25 protein-coding genes, 1 tRNA gene and 1 pseudogene are annotated in these 25,318 nt (G+C 70.0%); 20 read left to right on the top strand and 7 right to left on the bottom strand.

Annotated elements, in window-relative coordinates; genetic code table 11:
• Positions 1-422: 422 nt before the first annotated feature.
• The 4 genes from qcrB to ctaE are packed head-to-tail and all read right to left on the bottom strand — an operon-like array spanning position 423 to position 4,671.
• Positions 423-2,144 (bottom strand): cytochrome bc1 complex cytochrome b subunit, encoded by a 1,722-nt coding sequence (gene qcrB, locus ACODR5_RS11535; protein WP_488983715.1) that lies wholly within the window; start codon positions 2,142-2,144, stop codon positions 423-425.
• On the bottom strand, positions 2,141-3,196 hold the full coding sequence (gene qcrA / locus ACODR5_RS11530) for a cytochrome bc1 complex Rieske iron-sulfur subunit (RefSeq protein ID WP_449853750.1): 1,056 nt from the start codon (positions 3,194-3,196) through the stop codon (positions 2,141-2,143). Before qcrA ends, qcrB begins: the two co-directional genes overlap by 4 nt.
• Positions 3,197-3,232: 36 nt before the next feature.
• Complete coding sequence (gene qcrC / locus ACODR5_RS11525; RefSeq protein WP_488983714.1) at positions 3,233-4,039, bottom strand: cytochrome bc1 complex diheme cytochrome c subunit; 807 nt, start codon at positions 4,037-4,039, stop codon at positions 3,233-3,235.
• Positions 4,040-4,059: 20 nt separating this feature from the next.
• On the bottom strand, positions 4,060-4,671 hold the full coding sequence (gene ctaE, locus ACODR5_RS11520) for an aa3-type cytochrome oxidase subunit III (RefSeq protein ID WP_488983717.1): 612 nt from the start codon (positions 4,669-4,671) through the stop codon (positions 4,060-4,062).
• Positions 4,672-4,818: 147 nt separating this feature from the next.
• Here ctaE and trpD point away from each other — a divergent pair, with 147 nt between their 5' ends.
• Positions 4,819-5,880 carry an anthranilate phosphoribosyltransferase gene (gene trpD / locus ACODR5_RS11515; RefSeq protein ID WP_460816512.1) on the top strand — a complete coding sequence of 354 codons (1,062 nt, stop codon included), beginning with the start codon at positions 4,819-4,821 and terminating at the stop codon, positions 5,878-5,880.
• 79 nt (positions 5,881-5,959) lie between these two features.
• Positions 5,960-7,216: an MFS transporter gene (locus ACODR5_RS11510; RefSeq protein ID WP_488983716.1), complete on the top strand. Its 1,257-nt coding sequence runs from the start codon at positions 5,960-5,962 to the stop codon at positions 7,214-7,216.
• A gap of 21 nt (positions 7,217-7,237) precedes the next feature.
• Here ACODR5_RS11510 and ACODR5_RS11505 read toward each other — a convergent pair whose 3' ends face one another.
• Together ACODR5_RS11505 and ACODR5_RS11500 are read right to left on the bottom strand one after the other, a co-directional pair.
• Positions 7,238-8,155, bottom strand: a complete 918-nt coding sequence (locus ACODR5_RS11505; protein WP_460816508.1) for a 5'-3' exonuclease — start codon at positions 8,153-8,155, stop codon at positions 7,238-7,240.
• A gap of 4 nt (positions 8,156-8,159) precedes the next feature.
• Complete coding sequence (locus tag ACODR5_RS11500; RefSeq protein ID WP_488983713.1) at positions 8,160-9,212, bottom strand: FUSC family protein; 1,053 nt, start codon at positions 9,210-9,212, stop codon at positions 8,160-8,162.
• Between the two features lie 56 nt (positions 9,213-9,268).
• On the opposite strand from ACODR5_RS11500, the gene ACODR5_RS11495 reads away from it, so the two are divergent.
• From ACODR5_RS11495 to ACODR5_RS11420, 16 genes and pseudogenes are all read left to right on the top strand, one after another.
• A complete protein-coding gene (locus tag ACODR5_RS11495; RefSeq protein ID WP_488983712.1) occupies positions 9,269-9,787 on the top strand; it encodes a DNA polymerase III subunit gamma/tau in 519 nt (172 codons plus the stop codon).
• Complete coding sequence (locus ACODR5_RS11490) at positions 9,784-10,134, top strand: hypothetical protein (RefSeq protein WP_460816502.1); 351 nt, start codon at positions 9,784-9,786, stop codon at positions 10,132-10,134. Before ACODR5_RS11495 ends, ACODR5_RS11490 begins: the two co-directional genes overlap by 4 nt.
• A 131-nt stretch (positions 10,135-10,265) precedes the next feature.
• Positions 10,266-11,855 carry a phosphoglycerate dehydrogenase gene (gene serA, locus ACODR5_RS11485; protein ID WP_488983711.1) on the top strand — a complete coding sequence of 530 codons (1,590 nt, stop codon included), beginning with the start codon at positions 10,266-10,268 and terminating at the stop codon, positions 11,853-11,855.
• Positions 11,856-11,857: 2 nt separating this feature from the next.
• On the top strand, positions 11,858-12,910 hold the full coding sequence (locus ACODR5_RS11480; protein WP_488983710.1) for a 3-isopropylmalate dehydrogenase: 1,053 nt from the start codon (positions 11,858-11,860) through the stop codon (positions 12,908-12,910).
• Between the two features lie 105 nt (positions 12,911-13,015).
• Positions 13,016-14,107, top strand: coding sequence for a branched-chain amino acid aminotransferase (locus ACODR5_RS11475; RefSeq protein WP_460816499.1), 1,092 nt, complete (start codon positions 13,016-13,018; stop codon positions 14,105-14,107).
• 25 nt (positions 14,108-14,132) lie between these two features.
• Positions 14,133-14,900 carry a fumarylacetoacetate hydrolase family protein gene (locus ACODR5_RS11470; protein WP_488983709.1) on the top strand — a complete coding sequence of 256 codons (768 nt, stop codon included), beginning with the start codon at positions 14,133-14,135 and terminating at the stop codon, positions 14,898-14,900.
• On the top strand, positions 14,900-16,105 hold the full coding sequence (locus ACODR5_RS11465; RefSeq protein WP_460816496.1) for an MFS transporter: 1,206 nt from the start codon (positions 14,900-14,902) through the stop codon (positions 16,103-16,105). Before ACODR5_RS11470 ends, ACODR5_RS11465 begins: the two co-directional genes overlap by 1 nt.
• A 125-nt stretch (positions 16,106-16,230) precedes the next feature.
• Positions 16,231-16,590, top strand: a pseudogene (locus tag ACODR5_RS11460) (D-glutamate cyclase family protein); the annotation flags it as partial.
• A gap of 55 nt (positions 16,591-16,645) precedes the next feature.
• Positions 16,646-18,157, top strand: a complete 1,512-nt coding sequence (gene gltX / locus ACODR5_RS11455) for a glutamate--tRNA ligase (RefSeq protein ID WP_488983708.1) — start codon at positions 16,646-16,648, stop codon at positions 18,155-18,157.
• Between the two features lie 83 nt (positions 18,158-18,240).
• A tRNA-Gln gene (locus tag ACODR5_RS11450) sits at positions 18,241-18,312 on the top strand.
• A gap of 190 nt (positions 18,313-18,502) precedes the next feature.
• A complete protein-coding gene (locus ACODR5_RS11445) occupies positions 18,503-18,703 on the top strand; it encodes a helix-turn-helix domain-containing protein (RefSeq protein WP_460816493.1) in 201 nt (66 codons plus the stop codon).
• Positions 18,696-19,901, top strand: coding sequence for a tyrosine-type recombinase/integrase (locus ACODR5_RS11440; protein WP_488983707.1), 1,206 nt, complete (start codon positions 18,696-18,698; stop codon positions 19,899-19,901). The genes ACODR5_RS11445 and ACODR5_RS11440 overlap by 8 nt, the downstream gene beginning before the upstream one ends.
• The gene (locus ACODR5_RS11435) at positions 19,898-20,386 is read left to right on the top strand and encodes a hypothetical protein (protein WP_449853731.1); all 489 of its coding nucleotides are present in this window, start codon (positions 19,898-19,900) and stop codon (positions 20,384-20,386) included. Before ACODR5_RS11440 ends, ACODR5_RS11435 begins: the two co-directional genes overlap by 4 nt.
• Positions 20,387-20,398: 12 nt before the next feature.
• The gene (locus tag ACODR5_RS11430; protein WP_488983706.1) at positions 20,399-20,659 is read left to right on the top strand and encodes a hypothetical protein; all 261 of its coding nucleotides are present in this window, start codon (positions 20,399-20,401) and stop codon (positions 20,657-20,659) included.
• Between the two features lie 206 nt (positions 20,660-20,865).
• Positions 20,866-21,456, top strand: coding sequence for a type IV toxin-antitoxin system AbiEi family antitoxin domain-containing protein (locus ACODR5_RS11425; protein ID WP_488983705.1), 591 nt, complete (start codon positions 20,866-20,868; stop codon positions 21,454-21,456).
• Complete coding sequence (locus ACODR5_RS11420) at positions 21,453-22,412, top strand: nucleotidyl transferase AbiEii/AbiGii toxin family protein (protein WP_488983704.1); 960 nt, start codon at positions 21,453-21,455, stop codon at positions 22,410-22,412. Before ACODR5_RS11425 ends, ACODR5_RS11420 begins: the two co-directional genes overlap by 4 nt.
• A gap of 80 nt (positions 22,413-22,492) precedes the next feature.
• On the opposite strand, the gene ACODR5_RS11415 is transcribed toward ACODR5_RS11420, so the two are convergent.
• Positions 22,493-23,905, bottom strand: a complete 1,413-nt coding sequence (locus ACODR5_RS11415) for a plasmid pRiA4b ORF-3 family protein (RefSeq protein WP_488983703.1) — start codon at positions 23,903-23,905, stop codon at positions 22,493-22,495.
• A 186-nt stretch (positions 23,906-24,091) separates the two neighbouring features.
• Here ACODR5_RS11415 and ACODR5_RS11410 point away from each other — a divergent pair, with 186 nt between their 5' ends.
• Both ACODR5_RS11410 and ACODR5_RS11405 read left to right on the top strand, forming a co-directional pair.
• Positions 24,092-24,247 (top strand): hypothetical protein, encoded by a 156-nt coding sequence (locus ACODR5_RS11410; protein WP_170214235.1) that lies wholly within the window; start codon positions 24,092-24,094, stop codon positions 24,245-24,247.
• The gene (locus ACODR5_RS11405) at positions 24,247-24,888 is read left to right on the top strand and encodes a Fic family protein (protein WP_449853727.1); all 642 of its coding nucleotides are present in this window, start codon (positions 24,247-24,249) and stop codon (positions 24,886-24,888) included. The genes ACODR5_RS11410 and ACODR5_RS11405 overlap by 1 nt, the downstream gene beginning before the upstream one ends.
• Positions 24,889-25,318 lie beyond the last annotated feature (430 nt).

Below are 25,318 nucleotides of genomic sequence, written 5' to 3'. Positions count from 1 at the left end.
GCGCCCCCCCACGCTCGCTTCGCTCGCACAGTGATCGGTTGCTGTGGAGGGGTACCCCAGCGGTTGCTGAACGGAGCGCCGGAGGCGCGGAGATGAAGCGACCAGCGCAAGCGTCATGGAGTTGCTGTGGTCGCTTCATCTTCGTTCGCTGGCGCTCACTTCGTTCAGCAACCGGGGGGTTTCCGCGGAGCGGTCGCGGCGCGCACAGCGGGGACGGAGGGGTTCCGCTGCCCAGTAGGGGGTGAGCGAAGCGAACCGGGCCCCCGCTGGGCGGCGGAACCCCGCAGTCCCCGCGGAACCGCCACCGCTCACGCGAACGCAGAACCGCACCCGCACCGCACACGTGTACGCGAAAACGGAAACCGACGCACAGGCACACGCGAAAGGGGCCCGGTCCGAAGACCGGGCCCCTTTCGGTGCGATCAGTGCTTGGTGTCGTCGCCCGACTCGAGCTCCGCGTGGCCGCCGCCGTGGCGGAACTGCGGCGTCTCCTCGGGGCTCGGGCCGTACTCGGCCAGCGCGTGGCGCTGGTGGGCGTCGGCCTGGTCGAGCTCCGTCTGCGTGAGCGGGGCGAGGCGGTCCTCGAAGAACCAGCGCGACAGCGCCGCGCGGAACTTCTCGCTCGCCGGGATCCTGCCCTGGTCGTTGGGGCGCACCACGAGCGGCTCGTAGCCGGCCTCGGGGATGAGCTTCCAGCGCTCGTACTCGTCCATCGGCTTGTGCACCTCGCGGTACTCGCCGCCGGGGAGACGCACGATGCGACCCGACTCGTAGCCGTGCAGGACGATCTCGCGATCCTTCTTCTGCAGAGCCAGGCACACGCGCTTCGTGATGAAGTACAGCACGAACGGGCCGAGGATGAGCACCGCCTGCAGGAAGTGGATCACTCCCTCCATCGTGAGCCCGAAGTGGGTCGCGATGATGTCCGACGAGGCCGCGGCCCAGAGCGTGGCGTAGAAGCCGACACCGGCGGCGCCGATCGCCGTGCGCGTCGCGGCGTTGCGCGGGCGCTGGGCGAGGTGGTGCTCGCGCTTGTCGCCCGTGATCCACGCCTCGATGAACGGGTAGAACATCACCAGCACGATGAAGACGCCGAGGATCGCGACCGGCACGAGGATGCCGAGCGAGAGCGTGTAGTTGCCGAGCTGGATGTCCCAGTTCGACGGGGCCAGACGCAGGGCGCCGTCCGCGAAGCCGATGTACCAGTCGGGCTGGGTACCGGCCGACACCGGGGACGGGTCGTACGGGCCGTAGTTCCAGATGGGGTTGATCTGCACCAGCGAGGCGATCAGCACGATCGCGCCGAAGACGATGAAGAAGAAGCCGCCCATCTTGGCCAGGTACACGGGCATCATCGGGTAGCCCACGACGTTGTCGTTCGAGCGGCCGGGGCCGGCGAACTGCGTGTGCTTGTTCACGATCATGAGCAGCAGGTGCAGGCCCACGAGGGCGATCACCAGGAGCGGCAGGATCAGGATGTGCAGCGTGTAGAGGCGGCCGACGATGTCGGTTCCGGGGAACTCGCCGCCGAACAGCAGGAACGAGGTCCACGTGCCGATCAGAGGGATGCCCTTGATCATGCCGTCGATGATGCGCAGGCCGTTGCCCGAGAGCAGGTCGTCGGGGAGCGAGTAGCCGGTGAAGCCCTCGGCCATCGCCAGGATGAACAGCACGAAGCCGATCACCCAGTTCAGCTCGCGCGGCTTGCGGAACGCGCCCGTGAAGAACACGCGCAGCATGTGCACGCCGATGCCGGCCACGAAGACCAGCGCGGCCCAGTGGTGGATCTGGCGGACGAGCAGGCCACCGCGCAGGTCGAACGAGATGTGCAGCGTCGACTCGAGCGCCGCCGACATCGCGATGCCGCGCATGGGCTCGTAGGCGCCGTGGTAGTGGGTCTCGACCATCGAGGCCTGGAAGAAGAATGTCAGGAACGTGCCCGAGAGGAGCACGACGACGAACGACCAGAGCGCGATCTCGCCGAGCATGAACGACCAGTGGTCGGGGAAGACCTTGCGGCCGAGCTCCTTGACGAAGCCCGACAGGCTGGTGCGCTCGTCGATGTAGTTGGCGGCGGCGCCGACGAACTTGCCGCCGAGCGGCTTGTCGTCCTTCTTCTCTTCCTGAAGCGTGGTGGTGCTCATGCGTGGCGCTCCCAGAAGCTCGGGCCGACAGGCTCGGTGAAGTCGCTGCGGGCGACGAGGTAGCCCTCGTCGTCGACGGTGATCGGCAGCTGCGGCAGGGGCCGGGCGGCGGGTCCGAAGATGACCTTCGCCTCCTCGGTCACGTCGAACTGCGACTGGTGGCACGGGCAGAGCAGGTGGTGCGTCTGCTGCTCGTACAGGGCGACGGGGCAGCCGACGTGGGTGCAGACCTTGGAGTACGCGACGATGCCGTCGTACGACCAGTCCTTGCGCTCCTCGCGCTCGATGAGCTGCTCGGGGAGCAGGCGCATGAGCAGCACGATGGCCTTGGCCTTCTCCTCGAGGTAGCCCTCGTCGTGGCCGAGGCTCGCGAGCTCCTCGGGGATGACGTGGAAGGCCGAGCCGAGGGTGACCTCCGACGCCTTGATGGGCGTGCCCTCGGGATCGCGGGCCAGGCGCATGCCCTCTTCCCACATGGTGTGCTTGAGCAGGTGCACGGGGTCCTGGTCCATCGGCGCGAGACCGCGGAACAGGGTGAGGCCGGGCAGGATCGAGGCGCCGAGCGCGACGAACAGCGAGTTGCGGATCATCTTGCGGCGGCCGAAGCCCGAGTCGTCGTTCGCGTCCGAGAACGCCTGGACGGCGGCGGCGCGCGTCGGCTCCGAGCCGCGCGTGCTGTGACGCTCCTCGACGTACTCCTTGTCGCTCATGAGCGCCTTGGACCAGTGGATCGCGCCGATGCCGATCGACAGCAGGGCGGCGGCGATGCCGAGGCCGATGAACATGTTGTTGTAGCGGATCGAGAGGAAGGATCCGTCCTCGATCGGGAACAGCATGTAGGCGGCGACGGCCCAGAGGCTCGCGGCGGCCGAGATGTAGAACAGCGTGTAGACCGTGCGGACCGCGGCCTTCTCGGCCTTCGGGTCCTTGTCGGTCATCCGCTCACGGTGCGGCGGCAGACCCGGGTTCCGCACGGGGTCTGAGACAGGGACGGCGAGGCCGGGGGAGGCCTGGTACGCCTCCACCGCCTGCGTTTCGCCCTCGTGTGCCATGGTGCTCCTCGTCACTTCACGTTCGTTCGTCATGCGTCAGTTCGACTTCGCGGTGATCCACACCGTGATCGCCACGAGGGCGCCGATACCGAAGATCCAGATGAACAGGCCCTCGGAAACCGGTCCCAGCGAGCCGAGCGTGAAGCCGCCCGGGGCCTCCATCTGCTGCTGATAGAGCAGCGCCGAGATGATGTCGCGCTTGTCTTCCTGCGTGAGGTTCATGTCGTTGAAGACGGGCATGTTCTGCGGCCCCGTCACCATGGCGGCGTAGATGTGCAGGCCGCTGGTGTCCAGGATGTCCGGGGCGTACTTGCCCTCCGTGAGGGCACCGCCCGCGGCGGCCACGTTGTGGCACATGGCGCAGTTGATGCGGAACAGCTCGGCGCCGCGCGCCACGTCGCCCTCGCCGTCCAGCACGTGGTCGGACGGGTAGCTCGGGCCGGGGGCCACCGAGTGCACGTAGGCCGCCATGGCCTGGATCTGCTCCTCGGTGAACTGCACGGGCTTCTGCGGGGCCTGCGGGCCCTGCGCCTGCAGCGGCATGCGGCCGGTCGACACCTGGAACTCCACGGCCAGCTCGCCGACGCCGACGAGCGAGGGGCCGTTGTCGGTGCCCTGCAGGTCGAGGCCGTGGCAGGTGGCGCAGTTGGCCTGGAACAGCTTCTCGCCGTCCTCGGCGGTCAGCGCCGTCTGGGTCTGGGAGGTCTCGGCCGTCGACGCCACCGCGGCGGATGCGGCCGCATAGCCGCCGCCCGTGATGAGCAGGCCGATCCCGATGAGGGCGGCCGTGGCCAGGGGGCTCCGGCGGCCGGTCGAGCGACGCATCTTCTTCTCGCGTGCCATGTGTTTCTTCAGCTCCGGTCTCACTTGAGGAAGTAGATGACGGCGAACAGGGCAAGCCAGACCACGTCGACGAAGTGCCAGTAGTACGACACGACGATCGCGGTGGTCTCCTCCTTGCGGCGGAACTGCTTGACCGCGTAGACGCGGCCGATCGTGAGCAGGAACGCGACGAGGCCGCCCGTGACGTGCAGGGCGTGGAACCCGGTGGTGAGGTAGAACGCCGACGCGTACGGGTCGGCGCTGATCGGCATTCCCTCGGCGATGAGCTGCGCGTACTCCCACACCTGACCCGACACGAAGACCGCGCCGAGGATGAAGGTGAGCCAGAACCACTCGACCATGCCCCACGACTTCCAGCCGGTGCCCTTGACGCGGTACGGCTGCCCGCGCTCGGCGGCGAACACGCCCATCTGGCACGTCACACTGGAGAGCACCAGGATGATCGTGTTGACCAGGGCGAACGGCACGTTGAGCAGCTCGGTGCGATCCGCCCACAGCTCCGGGCTGGTGCTGCGAAGCGTGAAGTAGATCGCGAAGAGGCCGGCGAAGAACATGACTTCGCTGCCGAGCCAGACAATCGTGCCGACCGCGACCGGGTCAGGTCGCTTCACTTTCGGTGCCGGGGCATACATCGCAGGGGTCGTCACCCGTCCATTATTGCCGATGCGCGGGCATGGTCCAGGCAGCTTCGACATCGCGTCGAAGTTAGGGTGCCCTAAGAGAAGCCTGCGAACCAGGCGGGAAACCGCCGACGATCGGCCGTGGATAGGATCGGGAGCATGGCGGAACCCACCTGGCCCGACGTGTTCACCGCGCTCCTGTCCGGCGCCGATCTCAGCGTGTCGGAGGCCACGTGGGCCATGACGCGCGTCATGCGCGGCGAGGCCACGCCCGCGCAGCTCGGCGGCTTCCTCACGGCGCTGCGCGCGAAGGGCGAGTCGGTCGAGGAGATCATCGGCTTCCGCGACGCGATCCTCGACGCGGCCGTTCCGCTGCCCGTCGACCCGAACGTGCTCGACATCGTCGGCACGGGCGGCGATCGGATCGGCACGGTCAACGTCTCGACGACCGCCTCGATCGTCATCGCCGCCACGGGCGTGCCCGTCGTCAAGCACGGCAACCGCGCGGTCAGCTCGAAGACGGGTTCGTCCGACGTGCTCGGCCAGCTCGGCATCGACCTGACGCTGTCGCCCGAGGCCGTGGCCGGCGTGCTCGAGCGCGCGGGCATCACGTTCGCGTGGGCGGCCGCGTTCCATCCCGGCTTCAAGCACGCCGCCCCCGTGCGCGGCGAGCTCGGCGTGCCCACGGTGTTCAACTTCCTCGGGCCGCTCGTGAACCCGGCGCGCGCCGAGGCGAACGCGGTCGGCGTCGCCAACCCCGACGTCGTGCCCCTCATCGCGGGCGTGTTCCGCACGCGCGGTGCGACCGCGCTCGTCTTCCGCGGCGAGGACGGCCTCGACGAGCTGACGACCACCGGCTACAGCCGCATCTGGCAGATCTCCAACGGCGACCAGCACGAGTTCGACATCCACCCGCGCGACCTCGGCATGCCCACCGCCACCCTCGACGACATCCGCGGCGGCGATCCGGTGCACAACGCCGCCGTGCTGCGCCGCACGCTCGCCGGCGAGCAGGGGGCGGTGCGCGACATCGTGCTGCTCAACGCCGCCGCCGGCATCGTCGCGTACCGCCTGTCGCAGGACCCCGCGCAGGCGCAGCGCAACCTCATCCAGCGCCTGATCGAGGCCAGGGACGAGGCGGCCGCCGCGATCGACGACGGGCGCGCCGAGGCCAAGCTCGAGGCCTGGGTGCGGGCCACGCGCGAGGTCGCCGCGTTCTGACGCGCATCGTGGCGCCGCGTCCTGACGCCCGGGCCGCCGCCCGGGGCCTCCGGCGACGCGGACCTAGACTGGCCGGGTGATGTCCTCGCCCGCCTCCCTGCCGAGGCGGGCCTTCCCGTGGCTCGTCGTCGCGGGCGTGCTCGTGGCCGCCCTGAGCCTGCGGGCGCCCGTGCTGGCCGTCTCTCCCGTGCTGCGCGACATCGAGCGGCAGCTGGGCCTGGACGCCGCCGGCGCGTCGCTCATCATGACGAGCGCCGTGCTGATGTTCGCCGTCGTCACGCCCGCCGCGGCCCTCGTCATCCGCCGCGCGGGGCCGGAGCTGGCGCTGCTCGTCTGCCTCGCCGGCGTCATCGCTGGCACGCTCGTGCGCTCCGTGCCGTCGTACGGCTGGATGATCGCCGGCATGATCGTCGCCGGGGCGGCGATCACGATCGGCAACGTCGTCATCCCCGTCATCATCCGCCGCGACGTGCCCGAGCGCCACGTCGCGACCGTCACCGCGGCGTACACCGCCATGCTCAACGTCGGCTCGCTCTTCGCCACGCTCGGCACCGCCCCGCTCGCGCAGGCGACCGGCTGGCCCCTCGCGCTGCTGTCGTGGAGCCTGCTCTCGGTGGTCGGCATCGTGCTGTGGGCGGTGCACCTGCGGCGCGACCGCGTGCCGGGCGCCACGTGGGCCGAGCGCTACTCGGGCGCGACGGGGGCCGCGGGCGGCGCGGCGGAGGCGCTGGCCATGACCGGACCCGTGCCCGTTCTCACCGGAAGGGGCCGCGCGGTGCGGCACCCCGTGGTGTGGCTGCTGACCGGCACCTTCGCGTGCCAGTCCGCCGCGTACTACGTGCTCTCGACCTGGCTGCCCGCCATGGCCGCCGACCTCACCGGCGCCGATCCGACGGCGGCGGGCGCGCTCGCGTCGATCTTCCAGGGCGGCGCGATCGTCGGCGCGTTCGTCGTGCCCGTGCTCGCGCGGTACCTGCCGCTCATGGTGCCCGCCGCGGTCGTGAGCGCGTGCTGGATCATCGTGTCCGCGGGCATGCTCGCCGCGCCGCAGCTGCTGGCGCTGTGGGCGGCGGTCGGATCGATCGCCCATGCGGGCGGCTTCGTCGTGATCTTCACGGTGCTCATGCGCGTGGTGCGCACCGACGCCGAGGCGGCGACGGGATCGGCGCTCGTGCAGGGGCTGGCCTACGTGTTCGGCACCGTCGGCGCCCCGATCGCCGGCGCGCTCCACGACGCCACGGGCGGCTGGAGCGCCTCGCTGGGCTTCAGCCTGGCCCTGGGCGTCGGATTCGCCGTGCTGCTGACGTGCGCCGTCGTCGGGGCGCAGCGGCGCTGAGGCGAGCCCGCAGGTGCCCGCTCAGCCCGCGACCGCGGTGATCGCCGCGATGGCGCGATCCATCGAGGTCGACACGCCCCAGCGGGCGGCGAACGCCCGCGCCGCCTCGGCGTCGAAGCCGCCGAGCGCGTCGTCGAAGGGCTCCAGCTCGAGGTCGCGCGCCACGGCCACCACGCGCGGGGCGACGTCGAGATAGTCCGCCGCGGCGGCGAGCTTGGCGCGCACGCCCGCCGACATCCCCTCGCCGGCCTCGGCCGCCGCCCGGATGCCCGCGAGGTCGCCGTGCGCCGCCAGCAGGGTCGCGGCGGTCTTCTCGCCCACGCCCTTCACGCCCGGCAGGCCGTCGGACGGGTCGCCGCGCAGCGTGGCGTAGTCGGCGTACTGCGCCGCGTGCACGCCGTACTTGGCGCGCACGACGTCGTCGGTCACGACCTCGAGGCTGCTCATGCCCCGCGCCGTGTAGATCACGCGCACGTCGCGCTCGTCGTCCACGAGCTGGAACAGGTCGCGGTCGCCCGTGACGACGTCGACGCGGCCGGGCTCGCGCGTGGCGAGGGTGCCGATCACGTCGTCGGCCTCGTGCCGCGCCGCTCCGACCACCGCGACGCCGAGCGCCGCGAGCGCCTCGCGGATGATCGGCACCTGCGCCTCGAGCGGATCGGGCACCTCCTCGACGTCCGGGGCCCCGACGACCTCCTGCACGACGCGGTGCGTCTTGTACGTGGGGATCAGGTCCACGCGCCACTGCGGGCGCCAGTCGTCGTCCCAGCACGCCACGAGCCGGGTGGGCTCGTACGTCGACACGAGCTTGGCGACCATGTCGAGCAGTCCGCGCACGGCGTTCACGACCGTGCCGTCGGGGGAGCGGAACGTGTCGGGCACGCCGTAGTAGGCGCGGAAGTACAGCGAGGCCGTGTCGAGGAGCATGAGCCGGGTCATGCCGTCATCCTTCCATCCGGTCCTCGCCGCGCGGCTCGGTGAGCTCGCCGTGCACGCGGCGCAGGTCCTCGAGGAGCGAGCCGATGAGGATCCAGTGCGGCCCGGTGGGCGGATCGGCCGTGAGCGGCGAGGTGAGCGCGGGCAGCGTCGTCGTCTCGGGCGCGCCGGGCGCGGAGCGACGCAGGCGCAGACGCACGTCGTGGGCCGCCGCGCGCAGCTGCGCCGCGATGCCGGGTACGGCCGGCTCGCGCGCGATCTCGTCGTCGTGGTGGTCGTAGAACGCCCGCGTCATGCCGACGGTCTGCCGGATCACCGACGTGAAGGTGCCCAGCAGCGCGCGCTGGGCCGCGATGGCCTCGCGGTGCCGCCGGGCGCGGGGGTTGAGGGTGAGCGACTCGTCGGCCGCGTCGAGCGCCGCCTCCGCCGCATCGCGCATGGGGCGCAGCAGCCGCGCCTGCACCATGAGCGACTCGAGCTCGGCGGCCGTGTTCGTCGTGCCGAGCGCGTCGGCCAGCCGCTCGAGCGAGCGCGCCAGCTCCTCGCCGAGCCGATCGATCGCCTCGCGCGCCGGCGCGACCGCGACGGGCGGCACGAGTGCGAGGTTCACGACGAAGCCGATGACCGCGCCCAGCACCGTCTCGATGACCCGGTCGAACGCGTACGAGGGCGTGGCCGTGCCGAGCGCGATCACGAGCAGCGCGCTGATGCCCGCCTGATTCGACGTGCCGGCCGTCATCCGCAGCGCCCAGGCCAGCAGGATCGCCGCGCCGACGGCGACCGGCAGCGCCCACGCCGGATCGGGGAGCGCGAGCCCCACGAGCGAGGCGACGACGACGCCCGCGATCACGCCCGCGCTGCGCTCGATCCCCTTGAGGTACGACTGGTTCAGGCTCGGCTGCACCACGAGCAGCGCCGCGATCGCCGCGAACACCGGGGGCGGGCCGTCCTGGATCAGCCAGCTCGCGAGCAGCCACGCCGCGATCGTGGCGAGGAACGCCTTCGCCGCCTGCAGCGCGGGCGTGCGCCGCGACGCGCGCACCGCACCGATCACCTTCATGCCGTTCACGCTACGCCCGCGGGCGCGCCGCGACGGTGATCGCTACGCTGTGGCGTATGGCTCGACCTGATGACGACGCGCTCTCGTGGGCGGGCGACGAGGACGATCCGACCCTCGACCCCGGGGCGCCGGAGGGCGCGGCGCCGGCGAGCAGGCCGGCTGACGCGCCGGAGCCGGCCGCCGCGCCGCCGGAGCCGGCCGTCGAGCCGGAGCCGGAACAGCGCCCAGCGGACGAGACCACCACGGGCGAGTCCGAGCCCGCGCCGCAGCGCCTCGGCGACGCCGCGCTCGTCACCCTCGGCGTGCTCGGCGGCGTCTACCTGCTGTGGACCATCGGCTGGCTGCTGGGCGCGATGCGCCTGCGCGCGTGGATCCAGGTGCAGACCGGTGCCGTGGCCGACGCGATGTTCCACGGCAGCATGGTGCTCGGCATCCTCGCCCCGGCGATCTGGTTCGGAGGCGCCTGGTTCCTCACGCGCGGCCGCCCGGCGTGGCTGCGCATCGCGGCGCTGCTCGTGGGCGTGGTCGTTCTCGTGCCGTGGCCGTTCGTGATGGTGGGGGTGATCGGGCAGTGACCGAGTCGACGAGCGCCGTGAGGCGGCCCACCTGGATCGTCGCCACGATCGCCGGCGCGTTCGCGCTGCTGTACGCCTACGCCGTGTGGAGCGCGATCTCGCAGCTCGTGCAGAGCGTGCAGACGACCTCGTCCGCCGGGCTGTCGCTCAACCCGCTGGGGTGGATCGTGTGGCTGCTTGCGATCGCGCTGCCGATCGCGCTCTTCGCGCTCGCCGTGTCGATCGGACGCACGCGCGGACTGCGCACTCTGGCGATCCTGCTCCTCGTCGGGCTGAGCATCGTGGCGGTGTTCTGGCTCGACGTCGTGGCATATACGACGGTCAACACGAGCAGCCTGATCGGCTGAGCCGCCGGGCCCGCCCGCGCCGGGCCGGAGCGGCCTCGCGCGGCGGATAAGGTGGAGGCGACCGCGCCCCGACGGCGTGCGGCGCGTCGCCCCCGCACCGCGCGCCCGCACAAGCACCGAAGGATCCATCCGTGTCGAAGCCCGTCGTCCTCCTCGCCGAACAGCTCTCGCCCGCCACGATCGAGGCCCTCGGGCCCGACTTCGAGGTGCGCACCGTGGACGGCACCGACCGCCCCGCGCTCTTCGAGGCGCTGGCCGAGGCGAACGCCGTGCTCGTGCGCTCGGCCACGAAGATGGACGCCGAGGCGATCGCCCAGGCGCCCAAGCTCAAGGTGATCGCCCGCGCGGGCGTGGGACTCGACAACGTCGACATCAAGGCGGCCACGACCGCCGGCGTCATGGTCGTGAACGCGCCGACGTCGAACATCATCTCGGCCGCCGAGCTCACGTGCGGCCACATCCTCAGCCTCGCCCGCCACATCCCCGCCGCGCGCGCGTCGATCGCCGCGGGGGAGTGGAAGCGCAGCAGCTTCACCGGCACCGAGCTGTTCGAGAAGACGCTCGGCGTCGTCGGCCTCGGCCGGATCGGCGCGCTCGTCGCCGCGCGCATGCAGGCGTTCGGGATGCGCGTGGTCGCCTACGACCCCTACGTCACGAGCGCGCGCGCCCAGCAGCTGGGCGTCGAGCTGCTGAGCCTCGACGAGCTCGTCGCGCAGGCCGACTTCCTCACGATCCACATGCCGAAGACCCCTGAGACGACCGGCATGATCGGCGCCGCGCAGCTCAAGGCCATGAAGAAGACCGCGTACGTCGTGAACGTCGCCCGCGGCGGCCTGATCGACGAGGAGGCGCTGCACGAGGCGCTCACGAACGGCGAGATCGCCGGCGCCGGCCTCGACGTCTTCACGAGCGAGCCGCCCGCCGACACGCGCCTCACGGGGCTGCCGAACGTCGTGGCCACGCCGCACCTCGGCGCCTCCACCGACGAGGCGCAGGAGAAGGCGGGCGTGTCCGTCGCCCGCTCCGTCAAGCTCGCCCTCGAGGGCGACCTCGTGCCCGACGCCGTGAACGTCGCCGGCGGCGTGATCGACCCGTTCGTGCGCCCCGGCATCGCGCTCGTCGAGAAGCTGGGCCAGGTCTTCAGCGGCCTCGCGCACGGCGCGCTGCAGCACCTCGAGATCGAGGTGCGCGGCGAGCTGGCCGACTACGACGTCAGCGTGTACCGCCTCGCGGCGCTCAAGGGCATCCTCGCGAACGTCGTGAGCGAGACCGTCTCGTACGTCAACGCCCCCGTCTTCGCCGAGCAGCGCGGCATCGAGACGCGCATGATCGTCGAGAAGGAGAGCCCGGAGTACCGCAACATCACGATCCTGCGCGGCACGCTCTCGGACGGCACGACGCTGAGCGTGGCCGGCACACTGGCCGGCACGCGGATGGTGCAGAAGATCGTCGGCATCAACGGCTACGAGATCGAGGTGCCGATCGCCGCCCACCACGTCGTCATGCGCTACGACGACCGCCCCGGCATCGTCGCGATCTACGGCAAGGTGTTCGGCGACGCCGGCATCAACATCGAGGGCATGCAGGTGGCGCAGGCCATCGACGGCCAGGCCCTGTCGATCGTCACCGTCAACGCCCGCGTGCCCGACGACCTCCTCGCCGAGATCGGCGAGGCGATCGGGGCGACGATCGTCCGCCAGATCGAGATCGTCGAGGACTGATCGTGTCGCGCACCATCAGGCTCGCGGTGATCCCGGGCGACGGGATCGGGCCGGAGGTCACGACCGAGGCCGTGAAGGTGCTCGAGGCAGCGACGGCCGGCACCGGCACGACGTTCGCGCGCACGGAGTTCTCGCTGGGCGCGGACCGCTACCTCGCCACCGGCGACGTGCTCACGGACGAGGACCTCTCGGCCATCGCCGCGCACGACGCGATCCTGCTCGGTGCCGTGGGCGGCGTGCCGAACGATCCGCGCCTGAAGGACGCGAGCATCGAGCGCGGCCTGCTGCTGAAGCTGCGCTTCGCGCTCGACCACTACGTCAACCTGCGCCCGTCGCGCCTGTACCCGACCGTGCCGGGGCCGCTGGCGGATCCGGGCGAGGTGGACTTCGTCATCGTGCGCGAGGGCACCGAGGGCGCGTACGTCGGCAACGGCGGCGTGCTGCGGCCCGGCACCCCGCACGAGATCGCGAACGAGCTCGGCGTCAACACGGCCTTCGGCGTCGAGCGCGTCGTCCGCTACGCGTTCGCGCTGGCCGAGCGGCGCGCGAAGCGCCTCACGCTCGTGCACAAGACGAACGTGCTCGTCAACGCCGGGCGGCTGTGGAACCGCGTCGTCACCGAGGTCGGTGCGGAGCACCCGGACGTCGAGGTCGACTACATGCACATCGACGCGGCGACCATCCACCTGGTGGATCGACCGAGTAGATTCGACGTGATCGTCACCGACAACCTCTTCGGCGACATCCTCACGGACCTGGCCGGCGCCATCACCGGCGGCATCGGCCTGGCAGCCTCGGGCAACATCAACCCCGAAGGCGCCTTCCCCTCGATGTTCGAGCCCGTGCACGGATCGGCGCCCGACATCGCCGGCACCGGCACGGCCGACCCCACGGCTGCGATCGGATCGGTCGCGCTGCTGCTCGATCACCTCGGCCTGCGCGCCGAGGCCGAGCGCGTCACCCGCGCGATCGAGAGCGACATCGCCGCCCGCACGGGGGAGCCGCGCAGCACCACGCAGATCGGCGACGCGATCGCCGCGCGGCTGCAGGCGTAATCTTCCACTGACGCCGGATCCCGCGGATCCACGGTCGCCGGGTTCCGATCCGCGACACCCGATTCCGATCCGGCGCCCACCGGCACCCACGCAGACAGGACCGACATGACCACCGCAGCCACCACCACGGAACCGCTTCCGTTCGCGGTCACGAAGAACCTCGCCGCGAAGAGCCCCGCCGAGCGCGAGGCGCTGCTCGTCGATCCGGGCTTCGGCACCGTCTTCACCGACCACATGGTCGACATCTGCTGGTCGGAGAAGGGCGGCTGGCACCGCCCGCGCGTGCAGCCCTACGGCCCCATCCCGCTCGATCCGGCCGCCGCCGTGCTGCACTACGCGCAGGAGATCTTCGAGGGACTGAAGGCGTACCGGCACGCCGACGGCGGGATCTACACCTTCCGTCCCGAGCAGAACGCGCGGCGGTTCAACCGCAGCGCCCGGCGCCTGTCGATGCCCGAGCTGCCCGAGGAGCACTTCCTGCAGGCGCTGCGGGAGCTCATCGCGGTCGACGGCGCCTGGGTGCCGAGCGGGCCGGACCAGACGCTGTACCTGCGCCCCTTCATGTTCGCCAAGGAGGCCTTCCTCGGCGTGCGGCCTGCGAAGAAGTACGCGTTCTACGTGATCGGCAGCCCCGCCGGATCGTACTTCTCGGGCGGCGTGACGCCCGTGCGCATCTGGCTCAGCGAGAACTTCGCCCGCGCGGCGCGCGGCGGCACCGGGGCGGCCAAGACCGGCGGCAACTACGCCGCGAGCCTGCTGCCGCAGGCGGAGGCGTACCAGCAGGGCTGCGACCAGGTGGTGTTCCTCGACGCGGACGGCAACATCGAGGAGCTCGGCGGCATGAACGTCGTGTTCGTCAAGAAGGACGGCACGCTCGTCACGCCGGAGTCCGAGAGCATCCTCGACGGCGTCACCCGCAACTCGATCCTGCAGCTCGCGGCCGACCGCGGCCACGCCGTCGAGCGCCGCGCGGTCTCGCTCGCCGAGTGGCGCGAGGGCGTCGCCTCGGGCGAGATCGTCGAGGTGTTCGCGTGCGGCACCGCGGCGGTCGTCACCCCGATCGGCGCGCTCAAGGGCGCGGGCTTCGAGGACGCGCAGCCGATCGGATCGCTGGGCCTGTCGCTGCGCGAGGAGCTCACGGACATCCAGTACGGGCGCCGCGAGGACACCCGCGGCTGGCTGTACAAGCTCGACTGAGCGCGGGTCTGGCTAGGCTGGCCGGGTGAAGATCGCGCGATTCAGCCACAACGACGCCATCCGCTACGGGATCCTCGACGAGGGCGAACTGGTCGTGCTCGCGGGCGACCCGATGTTCGCCGGGTTCGAGACGACGGGCGAGCGCGTGCCGCTCGGCGACGTCGCGCTGCTGGCGCCCGTCATCCCGCGCTCGAAGATCGTGTGCGTGGGGCGCAACTACCGCGCGCACGCCGCCGAGCTCGGCAACGACGTGCCGACCACGCCGCTCATCTTCCTCAAGCCGAACACGAGCGTCGTCGGCCCCGGCGACGCCATCGTGCGCCCGCCGCAGTCGAGCGACACGCAGTGGGAGGGCGAGCTGGCCGTGGTGATCGGGCGCATCGCCAAGAACGTGCCGGCCGCGAACGCGATGGACTACGTCTTCGGCTACACCGTGGCCAACGACGTCACGGCGCGCGACCTGCAGAGCTCCGACGGGCAGTGGGCGCGCGCGAAGGGCTTCGACACGTTCTGCCCGCTCGGGCCGGCCATCGAGACCGACGTCGACCTGGCCTCGGGCGAGGTCATCACGCGCGTGAACGGCGAGGAGCGGCAGCGGGGCGCGTTCGCGGACATGGTCTTCGACATCCCGTTCCTCATCGAGTACATCTCGGCGGCGTTCACGCTGCTGCCCGGCGACGTCATCCTCACCGGCACGCCGGAGGGCGTCGGCCCGTTCCAGGCCGGCGACACGATCGAGGTCGAGGTGCCGGGCATCGGCATCCTCCGCAACGTCGCGCGCGACGCGGGCTGATGCCGAGCGACGCCGACCTGGCGCGCATCCAGCGGCGGACCGTCGCGACGCTCGCCGGCGGGCAGATCCTCGGCGGGCTCGCGTTCGGATCGACGGTGTCGCTCGGCGCGCTCCTGGCGGCAGACATCTCGGGCTCCGAGGGCTTCTCGGGCCTCGCCGTCGCCTCGAGCACGCTCGGCTCCGCGCTGCTCGCGATTCCGCTCGCGCGGTCCGCCGCGTCGCGCGGCCGCCGCATCGCCCTCACCACGGGCATGGTGCTCGCGCTCGTCGGCGTGCTCGTCGTGATCGTGGCGACGGGCCTGCGCTGGTTCCCGCTCCTGCTCCTCGGCTTCGCGCTGACGGGCGCGGGGCAGACGGTGAACCTGCAGTCGCGCTTCGCCGCGACCGACCTCGCCGCCGACGCCACGCGCGGTCGCGACCTGTCGCTCGTCGTATGGGCCACGACGGTCGGGTCCGTGGCGGGGCCGAACCTGCTGGGCGCGGGGGAGTGGATCGGGCAGCGGATCGGCATGCCGGAGCTCACCGGCCCCTTCCTCTTCTCCGTGGTGGCGCAGGCGCTCGTCGTCGCGTTGTACCTCGTGGCGCTGCGGCCCGATCCGCTGCTGCTGGCCCGCGAGCGCGACGCCGCGCGCCCCGCGACCCTCGCGGAGCACCCCGACCGCCCGCGCGTCGCCCGCTACGCGATCTTCGCGGTCGCGGGCTCGCACGGCGTCATGGCGGCCGTGATGTCGATGACCCCCGTTCACCTGGAGCATCACGGCGCCTCGCTGCAGATCGTCGGCCTCACGATCAGCCTGCACGTGGCGGGCATGTACGCGCTCTCGCCGGTCTTCGGCATCCTCGCGGATCGCCTGGGTCGCGTGCCGACGATCCTCGGCGGTCAGGCGATCCTCGTCGCGTCGCTGCTGCTGGCCTCGTTCGGGCAGGACGACCAGGCGCTCGTGACGGTCGCCCTCGTGCTGCTGGGGCTGGGCTGGAGCGCGTCGACGGTCGCGGGCTCGGCGCTGCTCGCCGAGGCGACGGCGCCGCCGCTGCGCACCCGCCGGCAGGGTCGATCCGACCTGGCCATGAGCCTGGTCGGATCGGTCGGCGCGATCGCCGCCGGCGGCATCCTGGCGCTCATCGGCTACGGCGGGCTCGCGCTCGTCGCCCTCGTCGTCGTGGCGGCCATCGTGCTGCTGGCACCGGCGGGCCGCGCGCGCTGACGCATTAGCCTCGAGGCATGTCCCTCACCGCCGACGACGTCTCGATCCTCCCGCCCGCCGCGTCGCGCGAGCGCTTCCGTGCCGGGCTCGCCACGCCCACCGCGGGCTGGTCGGCCGGCTATGCGTACCGCACGACCATCCCGACCGAGCGGGTGGGCCGCTTCGAGGGCCCCGTCGTCGTGTCGATGCGCCCGATCCCCGCCGCGCGCGTGGCCGACGCGGTGCGCATCACGTCGCGCTACCCGGCGGTGCACGGTGCGCCCGTGCACGTGGGCGACCCGGCCGCGATCGGGATCGCCGATCTCGCGCGCCCGGACTTCGGCGAGGCCGTCGACATCGCCGAGGGGACGATCCCCGTGTTCTGGGCGTGCGGCGTGACGCCGCAGGCCGCGGTGATGCAGGTGCGGCCCGAGCTGGCCATCACGCACGCGCCGGGGCACATGCTCGTGACCGACCTGCGCGACAGCGAGTTCCAGGTGCCCTGACCCGCGGCGCCGTCGGGCCCTCTTTTCACCGGCCATCCGAACTAAGCTGGTCGGGATGGCTACTCCCGATCCCCGCACCACGACCGCGACGGGCGCCGATGTGCGCGTGCGCTTCTGCCCGTCGCCCACCGGCCTGCCCCACGTCGGCCTCATCCGCACCGCCCTGTTCAACTGGGGCTACGCGCGCCACCACGGCGGCAAGCTCGTGTTCCGGATCGAGGACACCGACGCGGCGCGCGACAGCGAGGAGAGCTACCAGCAGCTGCTCGAGGCCCTGCGCTGGCTGCGGATCGACTGGGACGAGGGCGTCGAAGTGGGCGGTCCGCACGCGCCCTACCGTCAGTCCGAGCGCCACGACCAGCACCGCGAGGTGCTGCAGAAGCTCATGGACGCGGGGCTCGTGTACGAGAGCTTCTCGACGGCCGAGGAGATCGACGCCCGCAACGAGGCGAACGGCCGCCCCAAGCAGCAGGGCTACGACAACTTCGACCGCGACCTGACCGAGGAGCAGAAGGCCGCGTTCCGGGCCGAGGGGCGCCAGCCCGCGTTGCGCCTCAAGGTGCCGGACGAGGACATCACGTACGTGGACCTGATCCGCGGCGAGGTGACCTTCCCCGCCGGATCGTTCCCCGACTACGTCATCGTGCGCCCCAACGGGATCCCGCTCTACACGTTCGTGAACCCGGTGGACGACGCCCTCATGAGCATCACCCACGTGCTGCGCGGCGAGGACCTCATGCCCTCCACCGGGCGCCAGATCGTGCTCTACCAGGCGCTCATCGACGCGGGCGTGACCGACTTCATCCCGCGCTTCGGCCACATGCCGCTCGTGCTCGGCGACGGCACGAAGAAGCTGTCGAAGCGCGACCCGCGCGCCGACCTGTTCCTGCAGCGCGAGAAGGGCTTCATCCCCGAGGGGCTGCTGAACTACCTGGCGCTGCTCGGCTGGTCGATCGGCCCCGACCGCGACGTGTTCTCGCTCGACGAGTTCATCGCGGCGTTCGACATCGCCGATGTGAACCCCAACCCGGCCCGCTTCGACCAGAAGAAGGCCGAGTCGATCAACGGCGACCACATCCGCATGCTCGCGCCTGAGGACTTCGCGCAGCGCATCACGCCGTACCTGTTCGCGGCCGGGGTCGTGGGCGAGGAGCTCACCGAGCGCGAGACGGAGCTGATCATGGCGGCCGCCCCGCTGATCCAGGAGCGCCTGCCCCTGCTCGGCGAGGCGCCCGGCATGATCGGGTTCCTGTTCACCGACGAGGTGACCTACGACGACGACGCGCTCGCGTCACTGCCGGCGAACGCCGCGGACGTGCTGCGCGCGTGCGTGGATGCGCTCGAGGGGATGCCGGAGGCCGGCTTCGCGGCGGACGGGATCCAGGCGGCGCTGTCCGGCGCCCTCATCGAGGGGCTCGGTCTCAAGCCGCGCGTCGCGTACGGGCCGCCGCGCGTGGCGATCACCGGCCGCCGGGTGTCGCCGCCGCTGTTCGAGTCGATGGAGCTGCTCGGGCGCGAGCAGTCGCTCGCGCGCCTGCGCGGGCTGCTGGCCCGGCTCGCGGGCTGACACGCGCGGCGGGCGCCCGGTTTGGCCGCCCTCACCGCGTGCGGTAAGCTAGACAGTCGTTGCGGCTCATGCCGCGCGGCCCTTGGGGTATGGTGTAATTGGCAACACGGCTGATTCTGGTTCAGTTGTTCTTGGTTCGAGTCCAGGTACCCCAGCAACGAATCGCTAGAGTTCTCTAGGAAGTCCGGCTCCCTCCTCACTCCGTCGAGTGGCACGATCTGGCGTCTGGTGACCAGATTGGTGACCAGAAACCCCCGAGAGGCGCGTCTCGCCCTCGTCTCTGCTGATGAGGTACGCACTCGCCCCCGCTCGTTCGTGTGGGTACGCGCTCCGCACCTGTCTGGCATGGAAGCTCATGCACGCATCGAGGTCGAGCCCGCGTTCCTGACCCAGACCGAGGTCGCCCTACTGCTGGGCGTGCCCGAGCGCACGCTCGAAGGCTGGCGGCTTACGAAGTCAGGGCCGCCGTGGCTGAAGCTCGGCCGGCACGTCAAGTACGACCGCGACGACGTGCTCGCCTGGGCGCGTGAGCAGCGTCATGGCTAGGCCGAGGATCGCCGCAGGCGAGATTGGTCAGGTGCAGGTGACACAGCTCGCGAACGGGAAGTGGCGGGCGCGCGCCCGGATGCGCGATGACTCCGGTCAGTTGATGCAGCTCCGTGCCGAAGGCGCCACCGAAGCTGAGGCCCGCGAGGAGCTAAAGTCTCGCGCGAAGGCGCAGACGACGCACACGAAGTCCATCGTTACCGCCGCATCGACCATCGCGGAGGCGGCGGAGGCATGGCTGCCGACGGTGAAGGTGCGCGCCGAGAACGGCACGCTGTCGTGGTCGACATACGAGAACTACGAGACCACCGTCCGTCTCACGCTCATCCCCGTCTGTGGCGGCGTCACGCTGGAGGCGCTCACGGTCGGCCGCTGCGATCGGATCATCCAGAATCTTCTCGCCGACCGGGGTGTGTCGTCGGCGCGGAAGGCGCGCTCGGTGCTGTCGCTCATTTGCGGGTTCGCCGTGCGCGACGACGCGATTCCGACGAACCCGGTGCGCGACGTCACGCGGCTGCCGACGCCGGAGAAGAAGACCGCGATGCTCACTCCGCAGCAGATCGAGGCGATCCGCGACCTCATGACCCGGTGGCGGGAGACGGAGGGCATGGGGCCGCGCCCGAACTGGCGGGCGCTCGTGGACGGCATGGACATCATGCTCGGCACCTCCGCCCGCGTGGGGGAGTGCATCGGCCTGCGCCGCTGCGACGTGGACATGACCACCGCCGCGCCGACGATCCTGATCGACGGCACCGTGATCCAGAACAAAGCGCAGGGCGTCCAGCGGAAGAATGCCCCGAAGCGCACTCGCCAACGCCGTCGCATCGCGCTCCCTGCTCTTGCGGCCGACGCGGTGCGACGCCGGCTCGCGCTTGCGGAGAAAGGACCGGAGGCGCTGCTGTTCCCGACGAAGACCGGCAAGCCGATGAGCGTGTCCAACTACGAGCGGCTGTTGCGATCGTTCATCGACGATAACCGCGATGAGCTCGTGCGCCTCGGTGTCGAGGTGGAGGAGTACTCGACGCACATCTACCGGCGCACCACCGCGACGCTCGTGGAGCGCGCGGCCGGACTCACGATCGCGTCACGACTGCTCGGACACGCGAACGAGATGGTCACCCGCAACAGCTACGTCATCACCGCTGAGCAAGTTGATGTCGTCACCGCCGACATCCTCGACACGATCCTTGGGACGTGAGTCATGCGGCTCGCCGGTCGCGCGGGAGGCGCCGCGTACCTTCTCACCGAAGCCTTGCGCCTGTTCGAGGGGACGGCTACCGGCTCATTAACAAGCCGGGCCAGGAACGCCCTCTCGCTACGGAGAAGGAGGTCCAACTCTTCTTCGGCCTCATCTTCTTCGGTAGCGAGTTCGACGTGAATCGTGAGGTCAACAACGGGCGCGGTCCTGTGGACTTCAAGGTGAGCAAGGGGGCCGTCGACAAGTCGCTGATCGAGATCAAGCTCGCCAGCAACAGCCAACTGAAGCGCAACCTCCAGAACCAGGTCGAGGTCTACGAGAAGGCGAACGGCACGCGCACATCGGTCAAGATGATCGTCTGCTACACGGACGCGGACGTGGCGAAGGTCGACGCCGTCCTGAAGGAGCTGGAGCTTCGCGGCGAGAAGTCCATCGTTGTCATCGACGCGCGCGCCGACAACAAACCCTCAGGTTCGAAGGCATAGGTCGGCGCAACGATGCTCCAGTACCTTCGGTTGCGCGGCGCCCCCGCGTTTGACCCGGCCTCCGGTGCAGACATCGGCCCGCTCAAGCCGGTGAACTTCTTTTTCGGGCCCAACGGCTCCGGTAAGACAACGATCAGCCGTGCTCTGGCTGACTCGAAGCGATTCGCTGGTACCTCTCTGGAGTGGCTCCCAGTCGCCAGCGAAGGCGCCGAAGAAGTCTCTGCGGAGGAACAGGTCGTCGAGGTGGCATCCGGGAGCGAGGCAACCGAATGACCGACGTCCCCGCGGCGGCGACCTCACGGTGGGAGATGGCTGAGGCCGAGATCTTCGACAGGCTCAGCGGGTCGATCCGCGACGCACTCCTCTTCGGAGCTTTCGCAGAAGCCAGAGCAGAACTGTTGACCAGCGCAAGAAGAACGCGTGACCAGGGGCGGATAAAAACCGCACACACTTGAGTGGGCTGTGCGAGGATTGTATCCATGAAGGAGCTGAACGAGTCGCTCCCGTCGACGTTCACGACGGAGACCTCACGGGCGCACGGTGTGCATCCGCGAGACCTCTATGCCTGGCGAGATGGCGGGCAGATCATCGAACTCTCGCGCGGGGTCTTCCGTCGAGCAGACGCGCCCCCGGCGTCTTACCCCGACATGATCGCCGTGGCGCACCGCGCTCCTCGCGCGATCGTGTGCTGCGTCTCGGCGGCAGCAATCCACGAACTGACGGACGAGATGCCCGCGTCAGTGCAGATCGCGGTTCCCAAGCGGTCGCATACGCCGATAATCACCTACCCTCCGGTGATGGTGTTCCGCTTCGACGAAGCCGTTTTCGAACTCGGGCTGACGTCGTTCGAGGCGGGGCCGGGGGAGTCGGTACGCATCTACGACGCGGCGAGGACGGTGGTGGATCTCATGAGATTTCGGAGACGCCTTGGTGAGCCGATCGCGCACGCCGCGCTTCACCGATATCTGGCAGCACCGAACTCGAAACCGGCACTGCTGCTGGAGTACGCGGAGGCGCTGGGGACGTTCGGGCCGATGCGCGCTGCGCTCGATGTTGCGAGTGCCCGATGAGTCGGCCCACGCGAGAGAGCGCCGCAGGGCGCGCATACCTCGACCTGCAGAATCAGGCTCGTCGCCAGAAACGTGGCACGCAGGAACTGCTCACGATGTACGTCGTCGAGCGATGGCTGTCGCGGATGTCGTGCTCACCGTACGCCGAGGACTTCATCCTGAAGGGCGGGATGCTGCTGGCTTCCTTCGGCGCCCGCCGTCCTACGGTCGACGCCGACGCCCTCGCGCGCAACATAGCCTCCGATCAAGAGACCGTGGCCCGCCGCGTGGCCGAGATCGCCACGATCGAAGACCCAGACGACGGCGTCGAGTTCCTGCCCGAGACGGTCACCACCGCAGTGATCCGCGATGATGCGCTGTATTCCGGTGTGCGGGTGACGATGACGGCACAGCTCGCAACAGCGCAGGTCAAGTTGCGGCTTGACATCAACTTCGGCGACCCCGTCACTCCGGCCCCGCGAACAGTTGATCTGCCGTCGCTACGGCCGGACACTCCGCCGATCCGCATCCTGGGCTACCCGATCGAGACGGTGCTCGCAGAGAAACTCGTTACCGCGATCGAACTGCGACGGGCGAACACGCGCGTGCGTGATTTCGCGGACATCCACCTCTTGACCGGCACACAGGCTCTACAGTGCGGGGAACTGCGTGACGCGCTCACGGCCACCGCAGGTTTCCGCGGGACCACGTTGATTCCGTTGGCGCAGGCCGCCGAGGGGCTCGCAGTGCTACGCAACTCGACCTATGCCGCCTACCGGACGGCGCTCGGTGAGGCAGGCGCGAGTCTGCCGGAGAGGTTCTCCGACACCGTGGCCGCCGTTGCTGTCTTCGTCGACCCGGTGCTCGGGGGGCTCGACGCCGAGGCCGTGTGGAGCCCCGCCGAACGGAGCTGGAGCGCGACGCCCGTCACACCATTCGGGCCAACAGAAACCGCTATAGGTAGGACGGACCTGTGACGGTTTCTGCCGGACCTGACCGCAGCCGATCCGGTGACCAGATTGGTGACCAGAAACCCTGCTGCGGTGCCACCAGGCGGTCAGGCCCGTATCACGGCCCGGGCGATGGCTGCGACAGCCGTGTTCACCCCCTTGGGCCGCCCGTTCGTGCGCATCGAGCCCGCGAGCAGGCGGAGCGTCTCGAGAGTGAGACTCTCGGGTGAGGGGGCGCTGTAGGGGTCCTCGCGATCGCGCCAGCCGAGTTCGAACATGAGCTCACTGATGCTCTCCTCCCACAGTTCAGCGGGTGTCTCGTTCGCGACAACGGTGAGTGCCATCCAGCCGGCGTGCCGCTTGGCGGGGGTTGTTCCGAGTGGGATCCGGCCGATGATGTGCCCGAGGATCGCTTGCGGGTCGTCACGGCGTTTGGCGATGGTCTGAGTCGGAGCGATGCGGCCCTTGCGCACCGAGACGAGCCCCAGTGCTCGTGCTGTGGCGCGGAGTTCCGCGACGGGCCAGGTAAGGTCTTCGCGGTTGGCCTTGCCGATCCACCATTCGGTGATGCCCGTGCGGTGTGCGATCTGTTCGATGGCGGCGGGCTTCAGATACCCGGCGCCGGTGCGCGTCACGCCGTCCCCGACGACGTCGAGCAGCACACGGAACGGCTCGGTGAGGTCGGCAGCCTCGTCGGTGGTGACATCGGTCCCACCGGAAGCGGCCGGATGCGCAAGCGCGTTGCGCAGGCCGCGTGCGCCGCGGTTCCGTGCCAGCTCGAGCAGCGACGCGAGTTCCTCGACGACCGGGATCGGCTCCGCGGTGGCTGCGGCGATCAGTTCGTTCGTCTCATCGATATCGAAGACATCGGGGTGCCAGCCGTCGGGCAGCCAGGCGCGTCCTTCCTCGGCGCTGTCGAACACCTCGGGTCTGAGTGCGTCGTCGTAGTCGTTGCGCACCCAATCGGCGAGTTCGCTGTAGCCCCAGACGCCGCCGCAGTCCTCTGGTGGGCAGGCGAGCTTCCCGCCGACGCATACCGGGACCGGGCGAGTGCTGTCGAGCACCTTCTCGACGCGCAGGATATGCGCCCAGCCATCGCCGAAGTCGTAGTCATACCAGAGCCGGTCGCCCTCATCAGCGATGACCTGGTCGAGGCGCACATCGTCTTCGAGCATCCCCTCGTCGCCCTCGTCGAGGTCGAACTGGGTGAGGAACTCGGGAGCGTTGCGGTCATTGCTCGTGCGGAAGCGGTGCAGGTGGCTGTCGGTCCATCCCATCGCCGCCTGGATCACCTCGTGCAGCCGCGGGAGGAGGATGTCGCCGGGCACCTCGACACGTCGCCACACCGGCGGCTTCGTGCGCTGCAGGTCGATACGGATGCGGAAACCCCGCACCGTTGCGGGGACGGCGAGGAGCTGCGGCTCGGGGCGCCGCCAGAGATCGTCCAGGTCATCAGCGTCGGGCCTCAGCGAGGCGATGAACTTCTGAAGATCCGGTGCCTCGAACTTCTCGGATGCCATCTTCCTTCTCCCGTCACGGGCACATCACGTCGGGATGCGCCATCGCGATCAATTCTCGCGGAGCAGGTCGGTGTCCGCCCAACTGCTGGCCAGGGAAGTGCCTGGGGTGGGGCGTGTACCGCGCCCCGCCAGAAGGGAGTCGGCACGATAGAATGAAGTCGATCCTGTTTTCCCGGAGGTGAGCATATGAAGCGCAAGGACGTCACTCGTGAGGCGCTTCATCGTGCCGCTCTGCGTTCCACGCGGGCGTCGGCGGCGTTGGAGAACAGGTCGGTGCCGGTCGGTGTTACTCGTTCTGAGCGGGTCGAGCGCTTCCTCGCCGCGCGCAAGCAGCGCATTTGATGGGTGTCGGGCCCGGATACGGCGAGACGCCGTTGGACCCGGAAGAAGCAGACGCCCTCACCCCACAGGCTCGTGAGATCTTCGGCGATGAGCCGAAGAAGATCGACCTCTACGAAGCTGAGCAGGCGATCAGCGATGACGTCAGCATCGCGTTGCTCGACGACATCGCCGACGGGCGACTCGTGCTCACCGACATCCTCACGGACGCGTTCCTCCGTGACCTGCATCAGAAGCTCTACGGAGACTTGTGGACGTGGGCAGGTCGGTACCGAACGCGTGATCTCAACATCGGCGTCGAACCCGAGCGCATCGCCGTCGAGCTCCGCGGATCGCTCGACAATATCCGGTACCGCTGGGAGCGCACCGACGACTGGACAGCACGCGAACTCGGCATCGCCGTACATGCCGAGTCCGTCCGCATCCACGGCTTCGTCGACGGGAACGGGCGAACGACGCGCCTGCTCGCCGACCTGGTGTTCCTCGCCGCGCAAGACGCGGAGGCGATCGCAGAGACGTACGACTGGGACATCGACAAGCGACGATACATCGCCTTGCTGCGTCAGTACGACGTCACCAGAGATCCCCAACCGCTCGCCGAGTTCGTGCCCGTCCAGAGGCTCGACGACGGAGAGAACCGGTGACCAGATTGGTGACCAGAAACCCTCCCGGGAGGCGCGAATCAGCACGAATCACTGCGTAGCTGTCGGTAGCCGGCGGTAGGCTCGACCCCATGAGATCCCTGAAATTACGGGGAACTCCATCGATTCGGGGCTTTGCCCGGGCGGGCCAGGCGGCTCTCAGTTGTTCTTGGTTCGAGTCCAGGTACCCCAGCTTTGAGAAAACCCCCGCCCCGGCGGGGGTTTTCTTGTTCCCCGGACTGCCGGATCTGAGGGGCGGGGTGTTCGGGCCGTTATCCACAGGACCGCGCGGCCGGTGTGCGGGCCGGAGGAGGGTTGCTGTGGTCGCTTCATCTTCGTTCGCTGACGCTCCCTTCGTTCAGCAACCGTGGGGTGGCGCCGATCGGTTGCTGAACGGAGCGGCCGGAGGCCGCGGAGATGAAGCGACCACCGC

Source organism: Microbacterium sp. FG3, from assembly GCF_057809335.1.
Note: the sequence above shows the minus strand (reverse complement) of the source record. Positions and strands in the feature narration are given on the sequence as shown.

Coding starts and splice junctions, on each gene's coding strand:
- qcrA (WP_449853750.1), bottom strand. CDS start 3,196: ATGGCACACGAGGGCGAAACGCAGGCGGTGGAGGCGTACCAGGCCTCC.
- ACODR5_RS11510 (WP_488983716.1), top strand. CDS start 5,960: ATGTCCTCGCCCGCCTCCCTGCCGAGGCGGGCCTTCCCGTGGCTCGTC.
- ACODR5_RS11495 (WP_488983712.1), top strand. CDS start 9,269: ATGGCTCGACCTGATGACGACGCGCTCTCGTGGGCGGGCGACGAGGAC.
- ACODR5_RS11410 (WP_170214235.1), top strand. CDS start 24,092: ATGAAGCGCAAGGACGTCACTCGTGAGGCGCTTCATCGTGCCGCTCTG.
- ACODR5_RS11420 (WP_488983704.1), top strand. CDS start 21,453: ATGAGTCGGCCCACGCGAGAGAGCGCCGCAGGGCGCGCATACCTCGAC.
- ACODR5_RS11465 (WP_460816496.1), top strand. CDS start 14,900: ATGCCGAGCGACGCCGACCTGGCGCGCATCCAGCGGCGGACCGTCGCG.
- gltX (WP_488983708.1), top strand. CDS start 16,646: ATGGCTACTCCCGATCCCCGCACCACGACCGCGACGGGCGCCGATGTG.
- trpD (WP_460816512.1), top strand. CDS start 4,819: ATGGCGGAACCCACCTGGCCCGACGTGTTCACCGCGCTCCTGTCCGGC.
- ACODR5_RS11425 (WP_488983705.1), top strand. CDS start 20,866: ATGAAGGAGCTGAACGAGTCGCTCCCGTCGACGTTCACGACGGAGACC.
- ACODR5_RS11430 (WP_488983706.1), top strand. CDS start 20,399: ATGCTCCAGTACCTTCGGTTGCGCGGCGCCCCCGCGTTTGACCCGGCC.
- ACODR5_RS11475 (WP_460816499.1), top strand. CDS start 13,016: ATGACCACCGCAGCCACCACCACGGAACCGCTTCCGTTCGCGGTCACG.
- ACODR5_RS11445 (WP_460816493.1), top strand. CDS start 18,503: ATGGAAGCTCATGCACGCATCGAGGTCGAGCCCGCGTTCCTGACCCAG.
- ACODR5_RS11415 (WP_488983703.1), bottom strand. CDS start 23,905: ATGGCATCCGAGAAGTTCGAGGCACCGGATCTTCAGAAGTTCATCGCC.
- ACODR5_RS11500 (WP_488983713.1), bottom strand. CDS start 9,212: ATGAAGGTGATCGGTGCGGTGCGCGCGTCGCGGCGCACGCCCGCGCTG.
- ACODR5_RS11405 (WP_449853727.1), top strand. CDS start 24,247: ATGGGTGTCGGGCCCGGATACGGCGAGACGCCGTTGGACCCGGAAGAA.
- ACODR5_RS11505 (WP_460816508.1), bottom strand. CDS start 8,155: ATGACCCGGCTCATGCTCCTCGACACGGCCTCGCTGTACTTCCGCGCC.
- qcrB (WP_488983715.1), bottom strand. CDS start 2,144: ATGAGCACCACCACGCTTCAGGAAGAGAAGAAGGACGACAAGCCGCTC.
- ACODR5_RS11440 (WP_488983707.1), top strand. CDS start 18,696: ATGGCTAGGCCGAGGATCGCCGCAGGCGAGATTGGTCAGGTGCAGGTG.
- qcrC (WP_488983714.1), bottom strand. CDS start 4,039: ATGGCACGCGAGAAGAAGATGCGTCGCTCGACCGGCCGCCGGAGCCCC.
- ctaE (WP_488983717.1), bottom strand. CDS start 4,671: ATGTATGCCCCGGCACCGAAAGTGAAGCGACCTGACCCGGTCGCGGTC.